This window comes from Faecalibacterium sp. An77 (genome assembly GCF_002161315.1).
In the GTDB taxonomy this organism is placed as follows: Bacteria; Bacillota; Clostridia; order Oscillospirales; family Ruminococcaceae; genus Faecalibacterium.
In genome coordinates this window covers 1-12,741 of record NZ_NFHK01000022.1, presented here as the reverse complement: position 1 = coordinate 12,741, position 12,741 = coordinate 1, and the positions used below count along the sequence as shown (strand labels likewise).

19 protein-coding genes are annotated in these 12,741 nt (G+C 53.5%); 7 read left to right on the top strand and 12 right to left on the bottom strand.

The window, feature by feature from the left end; translation table 11 throughout:
- Positions 1-233: 233 nt before the first annotated feature.
- The 11 genes from B5G28_RS08570 to B5G28_RS08520 all read right to left on the bottom strand — a co-directional run bounded on the left by B5G28_RS08570 (position 234) and on the right by B5G28_RS08520 (position 6,109).
- Complete coding sequence (locus B5G28_RS08570; RefSeq protein WP_087247869.1) at positions 234-791, bottom strand: hypothetical protein; 558 nt, start codon at positions 789-791, stop codon at positions 234-236.
- Positions 792-1,154: 363 nt separating this feature from the next.
- On the bottom strand, positions 1,155-1,715 hold the full coding sequence (locus B5G28_RS08565; RefSeq protein ID WP_087247867.1) for a hypothetical protein: 561 nt from the start codon (positions 1,713-1,715) through the stop codon (positions 1,155-1,157).
- 2 nt (positions 1,716-1,717) lie between these two features.
- Positions 1,718-2,350 (bottom strand): hypothetical protein, encoded by a 633-nt coding sequence (locus B5G28_RS08560; protein ID WP_144265508.1) that lies wholly within the window; start codon positions 2,348-2,350, stop codon positions 1,718-1,720.
- 11 nt (positions 2,351-2,361) lie between these two features.
- A complete protein-coding gene (locus B5G28_RS08555; RefSeq protein WP_087247862.1) occupies positions 2,362-3,069 on the bottom strand; it encodes a hypothetical protein in 708 nt (235 codons plus the stop codon).
- 4 nt (positions 3,070-3,073) lie between these two features.
- Positions 3,074-3,526 carry a hypothetical protein gene (locus B5G28_RS08550; protein ID WP_087247860.1) on the bottom strand — a complete coding sequence of 151 codons (453 nt, stop codon included), beginning with the start codon at positions 3,524-3,526 and terminating at the stop codon, positions 3,074-3,076.
- Between the two features lie 12 nt (positions 3,527-3,538).
- A complete protein-coding gene (locus tag B5G28_RS08545) occupies positions 3,539-3,988 on the bottom strand; it encodes a single-stranded DNA-binding protein (RefSeq protein WP_087247858.1) in 450 nt (149 codons plus the stop codon).
- Positions 3,985-4,614, bottom strand: a complete 630-nt coding sequence (locus tag B5G28_RS08540) for a hypothetical protein (RefSeq protein WP_087247855.1) — start codon at positions 4,612-4,614, stop codon at positions 3,985-3,987. Before B5G28_RS08540 ends, B5G28_RS08545 begins: the two co-directional genes overlap by 4 nt.
- On the bottom strand, positions 4,607-5,206 hold the full coding sequence (locus B5G28_RS08535; RefSeq protein WP_087247854.1) for a hypothetical protein: 600 nt from the start codon (positions 5,204-5,206) through the stop codon (positions 4,607-4,609). Before B5G28_RS08535 ends, B5G28_RS08540 begins: the two co-directional genes overlap by 8 nt.
- Before the next feature lie 206 nt (positions 5,207-5,412).
- Positions 5,413-5,712 (bottom strand): hypothetical protein, encoded by a 300-nt coding sequence (locus B5G28_RS08530; RefSeq protein WP_087247852.1) that lies wholly within the window; start codon positions 5,710-5,712, stop codon positions 5,413-5,415.
- The gene (locus tag B5G28_RS08525; RefSeq protein WP_087247850.1) at positions 5,699-5,881 is read right to left on the bottom strand and encodes a hypothetical protein; all 183 of its coding nucleotides are present in this window, start codon (positions 5,879-5,881) and stop codon (positions 5,699-5,701) included. Before B5G28_RS08525 ends, B5G28_RS08530 begins: the two co-directional genes overlap by 14 nt.
- A gap of 12 nt (positions 5,882-5,893) precedes the next feature.
- The gene (locus tag B5G28_RS08520) at positions 5,894-6,109 is read right to left on the bottom strand and encodes a hypothetical protein (RefSeq protein WP_087247848.1); all 216 of its coding nucleotides are present in this window, start codon (positions 6,107-6,109) and stop codon (positions 5,894-5,896) included.
- Positions 6,110-6,165: 56 nt separating this feature from the next.
- On the opposite strand from B5G28_RS08520, the gene B5G28_RS08515 reads away from it, so the two are divergent.
- Complete coding sequence (locus B5G28_RS08515; RefSeq protein ID WP_087247846.1) at positions 6,166-6,513, top strand: hypothetical protein; 348 nt, start codon at positions 6,166-6,168, stop codon at positions 6,511-6,513.
- A 124-nt stretch (positions 6,514-6,637) separates the two neighbouring features.
- The gene (locus B5G28_RS08510; protein ID WP_087247844.1) at positions 6,638-7,186 is read left to right on the top strand and encodes a hypothetical protein; all 549 of its coding nucleotides are present in this window, start codon (positions 6,638-6,640) and stop codon (positions 7,184-7,186) included.
- Between the two features lie 81 nt (positions 7,187-7,267).
- Here B5G28_RS08510 and B5G28_RS08505 read toward each other — a convergent pair whose 3' ends face one another.
- Positions 7,268-7,474, bottom strand: a complete 207-nt coding sequence (locus B5G28_RS08505; protein WP_087247842.1) for a hypothetical protein — start codon at positions 7,472-7,474, stop codon at positions 7,268-7,270.
- Between the two features lie 150 nt (positions 7,475-7,624).
- On the opposite strand from B5G28_RS08505, the gene B5G28_RS08500 reads away from it, so the two are divergent.
- From B5G28_RS08500 to uppS, 5 genes are all read left to right on the top strand, one after another.
- Positions 7,625-8,257 carry a S24 family peptidase gene (locus tag B5G28_RS08500; RefSeq protein ID WP_087247840.1) on the top strand — a complete coding sequence of 211 codons (633 nt, stop codon included), beginning with the start codon at positions 7,625-7,627 and terminating at the stop codon, positions 8,255-8,257.
- A 12-nt stretch (positions 8,258-8,269) separates the two neighbouring features.
- A complete protein-coding gene (locus tag B5G28_RS08495) occupies positions 8,270-9,637 on the top strand; it encodes a hypothetical protein (protein WP_087247838.1) in 1,368 nt (455 codons plus the stop codon).
- Positions 9,638-9,793: 156 nt separating this feature from the next.
- On the top strand, positions 9,794-10,900 hold the full coding sequence (locus tag B5G28_RS08490; RefSeq protein WP_087247836.1) for a site-specific integrase: 1,107 nt from the start codon (positions 9,794-9,796) through the stop codon (positions 10,898-10,900).
- A gap of 210 nt (positions 10,901-11,110) precedes the next feature.
- On the top strand, positions 11,111-11,677 hold the full coding sequence (locus tag B5G28_RS08485) for a hypothetical protein (RefSeq protein WP_087247835.1): 567 nt from the start codon (positions 11,111-11,113) through the stop codon (positions 11,675-11,677).
- A gap of 229 nt (positions 11,678-11,906) precedes the next feature.
- Positions 11,907-12,548 (top strand): polyprenyl diphosphate synthase, encoded by a 642-nt coding sequence (gene uppS / locus B5G28_RS08480; RefSeq protein WP_087247833.1) that lies wholly within the window; start codon positions 11,907-11,909, stop codon positions 12,546-12,548.
- Positions 12,549-12,741: the final 193 nt, after the last annotated feature.

Here is a 12,741-nt window from a genome sequence, read left to right as displayed (position 1 = left end):
TCCTCTCTCGAAACATGGCACAGTGTTGGGAGGGGGTTCCCCGTGTGGGGCGGGGTCTGACGCCCCCACACAGGGGACACCCAACACAAATGCAAACTTGCTATATATAAGGCATTTTCCCATCCGAAATACGGAAAATAGCGGTATTTTACAGGCATTTTCCCGTTTTCGGAAAATGCAAAATTCCGCTATTTTACTTTCCCGTTTTCGGATAATGCAGGCATTTTCCCGGATTATCCAGCGCTGCCAGGTTCGCGCCGGCCTACCTGTTCACCGTCAATCCAGTAACCTCCGTCGGCCCGCAAGCGCCGCTTGATCGTATCTGGTTTCAGATCCATGTACTCGGCCAGTGCATAGATGGTGACTTGCCCATCCATCAGGCAGGCATCGAAGGCGGCGGAAAGCTCTTTTCGAGAGCGCTTGGCGGATTCCTCTTTGCCGCCCGGCCATCGTGCGGCAGCCCCCGCTCTGCCCAGCTGTTGGGCGGGGCTCTCGGGGTTCAAATCCTCCAGCACCCCGGCCTTCACCAGGATGTCGCAGGTGGCCTCCATCAGGTTCACCAGGTCCACACGGCGGTGGTCCGGCATGTAGTAAAGGCAGCGCACATTCACAGCCTCAGAAATGGCCCTGTGAGGCGTTTTGATTTGCCACAGACATTTTTCCTGGTACAGCAAGAAATCCTTGCTAGGGGCCACAAATGGCCGCCCTGAGCGGTTTCTGAGGATTTGCTGGTGATTTTTCTTGGTTCGGGGTGCGCCTTTCAGCGTGGCGCACCAGAGCAGGTCATTCATTGGGTGCCTCCTTTGGCTTGAATTTGCTGCAGAAATCATTTTCCTTTACGGTCTCCCCGCTATGTCCGCACTGTTCAGCATTTGGCCAATAACAATCGCAGTCTTTGCACCGGCCGATCGGAGGCGCGGGGCGGCGATTCCAATACGCAATCGCCTTTTGAAGTGTTGGGCAAGTGCTTCCATAGGCCCCGCAATAGCTTCTTTTGCAAACTACAGCGTAAATCGGCTTTCCTTCGGAGTTCAGTCGCCGAACTTCAGCTGATCCGCCGCAACGCCAACACGGTATGGCGATACCCTGCCTTGTGCATTCCTCCTGTGCCTGCTGGTCTCCCAGCAGGGCGCGGCGTTCAAGGTTGTCCATGTTCATTTTCTCTTCTTCCCCCAGTCAAACCCAAAGTCAGAGCGTTTGATCTTGCAGCCAGGCGTTCCGTCTCTCCAGAACACCAGGCCCTCCACATAATGCTCTTGCAGCCACTTGCGGATGCCCTCAAAGGTCCGTGGCACATCCACGATCTTTTTGCCGTGAGGCACCATAATATCGGCGTCAAGGTTGTATGGGTTGCCCTGGAAGTGCGGTCCGATGGCCTCATAAGTTCCATCCGATGCCTGGCCGTAAAACGCCATCCAAAACCATTTGTCGCCCGGGTCCTCCCGGCGGCACTTTACCCAGTGCGGCCAATGACCGGTCACCGGGTCAGGCTCACAACATGGAATTGCGCCCTCGGGCGGCATCTTGCCCTTTCGCGCATCATAGCGCTTGTAAAACTCGCCGTTAATCACGGCGCAGCAAGAGCCGTCCACCTTGATGGTGGCCACGCCTTCGCCGGCAAGTACCCATTCACAGCCGGGCGTCACCTTGTCCGAAATTCCGGTGACTTTGTGGTTTGCAAAGGTACGCTCGAACAGGGTCGGAATCTTTTTCATGGTTAGGTCTCCTTTCGTTTGTGTCTCCGCGGCCTCTCCACCGCGTCGGCCAGAAAATCGTTCCCGCTGGGCTGGGGCCGGTCCACGCGGGGCGGCTCAAGCCGCGGAACTTCCGGCTGCAAAGCCAGCGCCTGGGGCTGGGCGGCCTTTACCGCCTTGGCAAAGGACGGCCGGACAAACTGCGTGACCTCCGCCAGTGGCCTGGACATCTGCGCCACCAGTTCGCTGGGGCTGCCGGCCCAGTCCTGGACGGCCTGGGGCAGAGACTTGAACACCTGCCAGACGTGCTCCCGCAGGTATGTGGGCGTGAGTTTACCGCTGCCTGTCACCATGCCGCCGGTGGCGGCCCAGTAGCTTTCCTGCTCGATCTGCCTGGCAGCCTTCTGGGCCTGCTGCCACAGGTCGCTTTCAGACGGCAAAGTCTGGGCGCTGGCGGTTTTGATCTCTGCGCACCAGTCCACCAGCAGCTGGGAAGGATACCGGCATACCGTCAGCGCCCGCATCAGGGCCGGCATGGCCACCTCGTCCGGGACGTCCCGCAAAGCATATGTATACACCTCCGTGCGGGCCCGGCGTTCGTCATCGGTGAGCTGGAGCCTAAAATAATCGTCGATCTTGCTGAGTGCTGTAGCCAATCTATTTGTTGTCATGTGAGCCCCATTTCTTCAAAAATAGCGTGATAGGCTTCGGCAGAGCTTCGGGTCCGTTTGCCGTCTTGCCCGCCGACTTTGTCCCTGCGTTCCCAGGTGCGAACAGCAGCCTTCCAGTCTGCCATGGGCTTCCCGGTGCCATACCTCCAGCCCCTGGCCTCGTAGTAATCAATAAAAGCTGCCGGGCTGATGGAGTTGTGCCTCTCGTTGCAATACTCTGCCACCTCGTCCAGTGTGGGCGGGGTGAAGCGCTTGCGCTTCGCCTTACTCTCTCCCTCTATCCTAACCTTACCTACCCTATCCTTACCTAACCTTACCTGTGTATCCAAAGTGGACACATCCTGGACACATTCTGTATCCAAAGTGGATACATAGGCACCGGACTGGTCAGGAGCAATCTGGGCCTTCTCCTGCTCGTAAAGGGTTGGCTTGTACCGGTCTTTTTGGATGTAGTTGTGAATGCGCCAGTGCCGGATCACCACAATCCCACTGTCGAAGGGGATGATGAACTGTTTGGCAATCAGGATGCGGCAGTCATCGTCACTGGCTCCGATCATGCGTTGGATCTTCCGTGGATTGTTGACAAACCCGTCATCATCCGCCCGCATGGCTAAGTGAAAATAAAGCGCCTGGGCAGTCATCGGCATATCAAGAAACAGATCGCTATCAATGACCGACTTGGCAAACATACGACGCTCAGCCATGCCGTCATCCCCTCAACCTACGATCCAGCATTTCGCGGGCCTCAGCAGTCAGCGGGCGGCCACACTTGGAGCAATGCGGGAGCGGTTCAAACTTGTCCATATGGTCGCACCAAAAGCAAGCGTTTCTGGAATCTTTCGCGTTTTCTACAACGTGTGTGCAAGAAAAGCAAGACCGGCATTTTTCGCACGGTTTCCATGCGTCAAAGTTAATCGGCTTGTGTGCGTAGGCCAGCCAAACTTCCCCGTAGTTCTCGGGGAATGCTATATCGTTCACTTCGTTGCCGGGCCACCAAATGTTTGCTTGTTCGTCATCCGTGCCGACATCCATCATTTCAATTCTGCACCAGCCGCTTGACTGGATAAAAGTTCTTTTCGGGTCCAAAACCTCAAGGTATACCGGATCACGGCCCGATTCCCGAAGCTGCTCCAGGGTCAAAGACTTATTCTCATGTTCCATGTCACAGCCTCCTCAAAACGGCAGATCATCGCTCTCGTCCAGCGGCGCGGACAACGACGGGTCAAACACAGCAGACGCGGGCGGCGTGGACACCACCGGCTCCGGTGCGGTGTTGGCGTAAGTCTGGACCATGCGGGCCACCACATCCAGAGAAGGGAAGATGGCTTCAGCGATGGCGTTATAGTAGAACCCGCCGTCGTCCCTGGGCTTCTTTTCCACTGCGTGAGTCATGATTTGCAGCCGGTCAAACTTCTGGATGTGAGCCGCGCTGTCCGCCGAATCTCCCCAGACCGTCACGCTGACAACCGGGCCGTCGTACTTGCCGCCGCCCTCGGCGGCAGGGCGGGTGTCCACCTTAAAGGAAATCCGGGTATAACGGTTGCCGTTGCTGGATGTCTTGATTTCTGCATCTTTGAGCGCCTTGCCGATCAGCAGACAGCCGGACTCTTTGCTGATAATCACAGGCTATTCACCTCCTCGGGGCCGTCGGCCATGTCGATGTTGGCGCCCATCAGAACCTCGGGGCACTCGGTTCGGGCAAAGTAGGCGGCGGCACGGTACCGCAGCATCATCTCGGGCATCTTGGGCCAGTAGGACCCGTTCTTGCTCCACCAGCCGCTGTCCTTCGCCATCTTGACGCTGACAGCAGGGCCCACCACAGGCTCCCCGGTCTTTTTGCTGATGGCCACCAGCCGGCAGCTGCGCTCGTCAGTGCCCTCCGCCCCGGTCATCTGATAAGTGGAGCGATCGGCATAAATGCCGCTGTTGTCGATCAGAGCCTTGCAACTCTTGCCGCTCCAAGTGGGGTTGCCCTGGACGACATACAGATTCTGCATCACGAAAACAGGGTCGGTGTTCATGCGAATAGCCATATTACAGGCCACAGTGCAGGCCGCCTGGTTGCCGGCATAGTTCTTGGGCACCATACCATCGGGAAGGATGGCATAGGCCTTGCCCATGCTGCAGGACAGCTTCCAGGTGTCCATTGCAAGGGCAATGTTCTGACGTTCTGCGGGAACAGGGGCGACCACCGGCGCGGCGGGTTCCATGGCGGTCGAAGCGCTGGGGTTGATCATAGAATCAGACATTTTTCAAATCCTCCTCGTAAGGTTTCAGGCCAAGCGCAAAACAGTAACGCTTGATCGATTCGTATTCGGTTCCGGTGCACCGCACCTTGAGACAGCGGTCGCGGGGTTCTTCTTCGCCAACAAAGCTTTCATACTCCCCGTCGTCGAAGTCATCCGCAAAGTCGCCCATAAATGCGATGGCAGGCTTTCTCACATTGACAACATACGGGTTCTGCTGGGGGCCCTTGTAATCGTCCGGCATGCCGTTGATGATGGCCTGGCGCAAGAACTCGTGATACTTGACCCGGTAAGAATGCTGGATGGCATCCGCAACTTCTGGCCGGATCAGCTCACCGGCTGCAGCGTGGATGATGTCCAAGAGGCAAAGCAAGTTGCCCATGTGTGTGGTGATGCGTTCAATGGCTGTCCTGGTTTCCCAGTCGGGAAGTTTTCCGGTGCGATCAAAGCCAATAAATAGCGCCACCGCGTTATTGACTGCGCTTGCCAGCTCGTTGCCTTCCTGAATCATGGCCATCAATGTGTTTTGAGGGCCGATGTAGTGGTAGATGCCCTCCGCCTTGTTGGACAGGGACTTGATTTCCTTAAGTTTCATTGATTTATACGTTTACCTCCTGTATAATAGGGGCGAGCGCTTGCAACTGCTCACCTTTTGGCCCTGCCCGATCCAGTCCATCGGGTGGGGCCGCTTTGTTTAGAGCCAGCCGTGCCAGTGGGTCAGGCGGTGCATATCCCGCACAAGGGCGGCCATCCAGACCAGGCATAAAACAGCCAGCACCGCGGCGGGGATGTACAGGCGTTTCATGGAATCTCTCCTTTCTCCTCTTGATACTGCCGGATCAGCTCGGCCCGGGCGTCGGGGCTTTTGGCCATCAGTGCGCCGTAAGAGATGCCGGCCCAGTCGGCCACGCGGGCGAGAAGCCGCAGGGAGGCTTCCCGGGTTATGTCTTTTGCCAGGGCGGCCTTTTGTTTTTGATAGTAGGCGCTGGACTGCTGGGCCCGGACGGCCAGCCGGCAGTCGGGGCAATACTTTTGGGCGAGGCCGGTGGTGGTGTAATAGGCCCCGCAGCGCAGGCAGGCGCGGAGTTTACCGCCGGCCATGGCGCCGCCTCCTCTGGATGGCTTTGCGCCGGGCCCGTTTTTCGGCCCGGTCGCACCACCAGCCCACCACCAGGGACATCAGGGCGAAGGCCACCAGCGCCCACAAAAACGGGCTCAGGCAGGTGGCGTGGTAGTCGGCATAGCCGGCCAGCTGAAGGATCGTCTGCATGGGGGCCTCCTTTCACTTGGCCCAGGCCACCAGCTGCCGGGCGAAACTGTATGTACGAATCCGCTTGCCCTGGCGCTCGCCGTGCCATTCCTCGGGGATGATGGTCCGGGCTGCCCGGGGCGTCTGGACGTGAAGCTCCTTGCAAGCGTCCTGCATGGTCATGGTCTGGCCGTACTTTTCGGACAAGGTGCGATAGACGGCCTCCAGCTCGGGATTGTCGCGTTTCATAAAAGACCTCCTTGTTCTTGTACTTTCTGCCGTGTTACAATGGCGGAAGAAAGGGAATGATGCCGATGGATTATGATAAGGTTTATTTGAGTGAAAGAGAACGAAATGTAATGAACGACATCCGATATGGTGCTGTATTGCGGCTGCACATTGTGGAAGCAAAGTACCTTTTATCGATGCGTTTTATAGCTCCGTATGCTTTATCAGAACAAGATGATGAATATGTAGTAACGGCAGAAGGTTGCCGCTATATGGAATATCTCGATCAGAAGCAACAGGAGAAAAAGTTGAGTGAAATAGCACAAAAGCAAAAAGAAGCATTTGACCGCAAAGCAACCTGGGCGTCGATCATTATTTCAAATCTGATTGCTCTGGCAGCACTTATCGTTTCCATAGTGAAATGATAATGGCAGCCAAGGACATGACCAGGGCGGGAAAATACATCCAAAGAGCAGGTTTTTTCATGGCAACCTCCTTGTGCTTGTACTTTCTGCTGTGTTACAATGGCGGCAGAAAGAGGGTGTTTATATGTTGTTTGTGGCGGATGCTGTCTCTGCATCACAAGATTTGTCAGTGATATCGCTAGATACCTTGGTAGACATAGCAGGAGTTCTGGGGTTTGTTCTTTCCGTTGCGGGGTGGATCAGCACCTGGATAAAAAACCGAAAGAGATTAAAGATTTTCATTTTGGATATCAAAGCCTATAAGGACGTGGTGTTTCTCCTCATGGTCTTTGAGAACAAATCACGGCTTCCAATCGCTATCACTCGTGTGGCGCTGCTTATGAACGGACGAACCATTGAGTGTACGCCTATTCCTCAAACAATTTGGAGAAAGGTTGATAGAGATAAAAGTGGAAGTGTTATAGACGTGGACAACGAAAAATCTTTGCGGATTCCCATCCAGCTCCAGGAACTTGGGGCAATCAGTGGTCAAATTCTTTTTGAGCATCTGCCAGAACTTCCAGAAGACGCCGCCACAAGTCTGAACTTTCTAATTGCGACCAATCGTGGTAAGGCATTTCAAACGACACTTGAACTACCTGAGGGGTGGGCTTCCCGAAGAATCCCATATTAACGGTGTAGCATTTCTTCATTTACGCCTCCTTTCCGCCCGCTGTCAGCGGACTTTTATTTGATTTTGTGTAATTTTATTCCACTATTTTGCGAAAAAAATTGCGTCTTTTTCACGCAGAGACAGATGCAGCAAGCTGGAGAGCAAGTCCACTTCGCTCACCTTGAACTCGTTGTCGTTGTCGATCTTAAGCTGCAAAGTGTAAGGACTGATGCCAAGTTTTTGAGCTACATACTTGTATTTCAACCCGGCAGCCTCAATGCGGCGGCGCAATTCTTTTGTGTCTGTCATAGAATCACCTCACTTTCTTGTGGAATTTTATTCCACAACTCTACTATACCATGGTGTGGAACAAAAGTCAACTAATTTTTAAGAATCTTTCAATTTTACTTGAATGTGCTTCCACTCTATGCTATTATAAAATCGAAAGTGGGTGATCTCATGTCAGAAATATACGATAGGATCAAAGCCCGACGTCAGGAGCTGGGCCTTACGGTGGAAGAACTGGCGAATCGCATGGGGTATAAGGATAAATCTTCCATCAGCAAAATTGAAAACGGCAAAACAGATATTCCGCAATCAAAAGTAAAGGCCTTTGCAAGGGCATTGGACACCACGACCGCTTACTTGATCGGGATTGACGAGGAAAAAGAAGTCTCAACACCTGTTCCTCCAGGTTTTCAGCCGCTTCCTCACATGGTCCAGAAACCTTTGGTTGGTCGTATTGCTTGTGGGGAACCCATCACCGCCGAGCAGAATATTGAGCGCTATGTGGATGTGCCCGAAGGGGTTTCTTGTGATTTCTGCCTGGAGTGTGAAGGGGACAGCATGATTGATGCCGGCATCCATAGCGGCGACATGGTGTATATCCGCATCCAGCCCGAGGTGGAAAATGGAGAGATCGCCGCGGTGCGCATCGGCGACGAAGCCACCCTGAAAAAGGTCTACTACGACGGCGAAAGCCTGATCCTGATGCCCTGCAATGCCTCCTATCTGCCCAAGACCTACAGCGGCCCCGCGCTGGAAGATATAAAAATAGAGGGCAAGGCCGTCGGCTTTACCCATTGGTTTTAAGGAGGCTTGCAAATGGCGAGACGACGCATATCAGCCTACGATCAAGAAGCGAGACGCCTGAAAAAATTTGAAAAAGGCTTTTTCGGTTTGATGTGGGCTATGTTTATGGCTGTGATCGCAGGCATTGGCCTCTTAATGGTCAAATCAGTCCGTGCAATCGCTGGGCTATTTTCCCATCCTGGAAAGAACAATTCCGCTGGCGAGGAACCCACATCGCCCTCTTTGGAATTTTTTGAAGCTGCTGTTCCTTCCGATGACTTTTATCAACCAAATCCCATGTGGGCGCTCGTTAACGTATCTGTGACGAATCGAAAAGAAGCAATGGTCCTTGCGCCGCAGATGCTCAAGCAGGCGAAAGAAACGGCCGATATCTTAAACAGTACCACCAATCCTGAAACGTTTTTCCAGCGCTATGACTTCTTGATGGGCCGTCTTGAAATCTTAAAAGAGTGTGGACAATACGGAGTCACTTTCACCGGGGAAGATCCCTCCGCTACCCTTGCGCAGCTGTCTCATAAAAGTTTTCGCAACAAAAGCAGCTGCCACATGATCGACCGCTGCTTTGATAAGGCCAATGAGAAAATCGCATCCCTGAAAACAGCCAAGGGCAAACAGAATGCAGCTGAGCGTTTCAATGAAAGTTTTGAGCCCTACAGGCCCTACATGAGCGAAGAGATGATTCAGCATCAAACACACAAATACAACGAGTTGCTGGCTGTTGTGAGGGGAGCTCTTGCGTCAGAGGGAAAGGAATCCGAAGCAAAAATGCCGCAGGTTCCCAATCTGGAACATGACCCATATCTTGAAAGATGGAATCAGCGAAAACCCCCGCAGCTGGTGAACTTGGAGATGCCAGAGATTCCATTTACTTCCCGCTTTGATTTTTCCCATGTAAGAGGATTCAATTTCGGAATGGAGGATAACCGGATTCCCATTCTCATTGATGGCGATAATCGCAAAATAGCGTCAGAAGATATTCTTTCTTTGAATTCTGTTATTCGGCAGGCGCATGATAGGGATGCATCCATTCCGGTTTTTGCCTTTTCGAAAGATAAAATTCGATTTGAATCAAAAGATCTTGCTGGTGACGATTACACCACACTTACCATACTTCCTTTGACCAAAACTGGAAAGCTGCCCAAGTATCCTTTGCGGATGGACGTAAGGACTTTATCCAATGATGAAGCCTGGGACATGAAAGCACAGGATGGCCCTGGCGGCGATGAAATTTGGGGAGAAATTTATTATTTACAATCCGGCGATATTGGAAAAGCCCGCATTGTCTGTTGGAGACATATTAGGACCAAAAAGAATACGGTATCTGAAAATTATATTTTTAATATTAAAAGAAACAAGGATGGCCTTTATCTTGCTGAATAGCTGATAAAACAAAAAATCCCGCCCACCTGTTGGCGCAGGTAGACGGGACAAGCAACCGGCTCCCCTCAGAGAGGATCATCGCACAGTCGTGGAACACTGTGATTATACCTCTTTTGGGTGGGGTCTGTCAAACCATACCCAAAAGGAGGTATCTCTATGGCAAAAAAGAAGAAGGGACAGCGGGCGGATGGCCTGATCGAGATCGCCCGCAAGATGCCGGACGGCAAGGTGCGGCACTTCTACGGCCACAGCCGCGTCGAGGCGGAAGGGAAGTACCGGGAGGCGCTGCAGGATCTTGCCCGTGTCCAGGAGCAGGCAGCCGCCGGGCTGATGTTTGAAGAAGTGGCCGCAGCCTGGTGGGAACAGGCCCAGCCCACTTTGAAGCCCGGCAGTCTGCGCAGTTACAAGGCGTGTTATCGAGTAGCGCTGGAGCACTTTTCCGGGCGCAGGATGCGGGAGATCAAACCCCAGGACATATCCTACTATCTCAAAAAGCTCAAGGCGCAGGGTCTTGCCCAGGGCACCATGCGCAACCGGCATAGCCTGGTGACCATGATTTTTGCATATTGGTGTACCGATATGGGCGGGGATGCAAACCCTTCTCTACTGGTGCGTAACCTGAAAGGAAATAAGACTGAGCGAACCCCGCCGGATGACGCTGCGATCCAGACTATCCTGCAGCACCAGGAGGGGAAGATGGGGCTGCTGGCTGTCATGGCCATGTACACGGGGCTGCGGCTGGGGGAGATCATGGCCCTTACCTGGGCCGACGTTGATCTGGAAAGCCGGGTGTTGTCGGTGACGAAGTCGGTGGCATGGGTGAACAACCGTCCCGTAGTATCGACGCCCAAAACGAAGAACTCTGTCCGGCAGGTGCCTATCCTCGAACCGCTGGCTAGACGCCTGGCGACCGAGGGAAAGCACCCGGCGGGGGAGTACCTTATCAGCGGCACCCGTGAGCCCCTGACCGCCAGCCAGCACAGCAAACGGTGGCTTGCCTACTGCAAAGAACTGGGGCTTGCCCACGATGTGGGGGAGTACAAGCCCTATCACGGCAGGCGGCAGGCCCATTTGACCGTGGACGTCACCGCCCACCAGCTGCGCCACTACTGCGCCACGTTGCTGGACCGCGCCGACGTGCCCATGAAAGCCCGCCAGCTCTGGCTGGGCCATGCGGACATTCATACCACCATGCAGATTTACACCCACAGTTACACCGACGAGATGCAGCAGGCAAAAGACCTGATGGACAAACTCGTATAATTATCGTACTTGTGCATAAACAACGTGTTTGCGATATATTTAAAGTGTTCGAGTCTCGCCACTCCGACCATCGAAGAGACCGTTGACAAAAGTTGACGGTCTCTTTCTATTGTATATATGCCGGTTTAAAGAAACGCTCTTAAAAGGAAAGCCTATCATTGCACTTACAAGTTAAGTAAAATGGAGTGACAAGGATAAAGGAGATATGCCATGGATAAAGCAATAGAGTTAATTGTGTTTTGGATACAAAAAAACCTTAAAAATCCAAAACTATATGCTTTGTTTGCGGCCTTACTAATTATCGTAGCTATTGTTTTTCCATATATAGATGCGAATTTTTTCTTCTATAATAGAATTGAAAAAAGAGTGAGCATTTTGCAAAGCCTTTCTGAGATCGATATGGATAAAGTATCCCAATATCCAGCGTTGCAGGAAGAATATGATGCAATCATTTCAGAAATTGAGAAACAGCGAGAGTTGTCAATTTCCAATGCAATCTCTTCGGAGCAAACCGCAAACAATATCCCATTGTTTAAATTCCTGTCTGGTGGAGCATTGGCATGGATTATTGCATTATGTGTGCCGGCTATGAATACATTTAAGGACAATAAAACAAAGGTATTAGCATTCTTATTACTTATATTATTCGGTGGAATTCTAGGTGGGATTGGCTATATTATACCAATTATCCTCAATCCATGGATTAACTATATCGGTTATCCTGTTTTACAGTTGATTGCACTAATTGCTTTGGCTATTAAGCCCAAGCAAGGATAAAAACCTCATTCTTGCTGCGCTAAAACCATTGATATGACTGGATTTTTCCAAGTCCTATAATTACACTCCGACCACAAGCCTCTGAAATCGCTTGATTTCAGGGGCTTTTTTGTGTGTGGAGCGCATCCGGATGCGGGAATCTTCCGGGAATCCCGCGCGGTTTTTGCTTTGGCTGCATAACCCCCGCCCGTCCGGCCCAAGCTGGGAGGAGAAAGGGAGGGAGTTTTTCATGCGCATACCAAAGCATATCGGGATCATCCCGGACGGCAACCGCCGCTGGGCCCAGGGGGCGGGGATGCCCAAACAGGACGGCTACACCCACGGTCTGGCGCCGGGGGTGGAGGTGCTGCATCTGGCCCGGCAGGCCGGGGTGGAGGAGATTACCTATTACGGCTTCACCACCGACAATTGCCGCCGCCCGGCGGAACAGGTGGCGGCCTTTTCCAGGGCCTGCGTGGAGGCGGTGGAACGGATTGCCGCCGAGCCGGTGTCCCTGCTGGTGGCAGGGGACGACCGGGCTGCGGCCTTTCCCGAGCCGCTGCGGCAGTACCGCACCCGCACCGACCTGAACGGCGGGGGCATCCGGGTGAACTTTCTGGTGAACTACGGCTGGGAGTGGGATCTGGCCGACCTGGACCGGCCCGGGTCCAGCCGCCGGAAAATCACCGAAAGCCTCCGCAGCCGGGATATCTCCCGGGTGGATCTGGTGATCCGCTGGGGCGGCATGCGGCGTCTGTCGGGATTTTTGCCGGTGCAGGCGGTGTATGCGGACTTTTATGTGGTGGACCGGCTGTGGCCCGACTTCCGGCCCGAGGACTTCGCCGCCGCGCTGGCGTGGTATCAGAAGCAGGATGTGACCAGAGGCGGGTGAAGCGGGGGGAGGCCCCGCTCACCGGACGCGGCCCGGCGCAAAGGAAAAACACCAAAAAACCGCCGTGCCCGGCCGTGAACTGCACCCCATTTGTTAGACAGTATGGTATACTGGATAACAAGTGGGGTGTTTTATTATGCCAAAAGGAATACCGAACAAACGCTACACGCCGGAATTTAAGCAACTGGTAGTA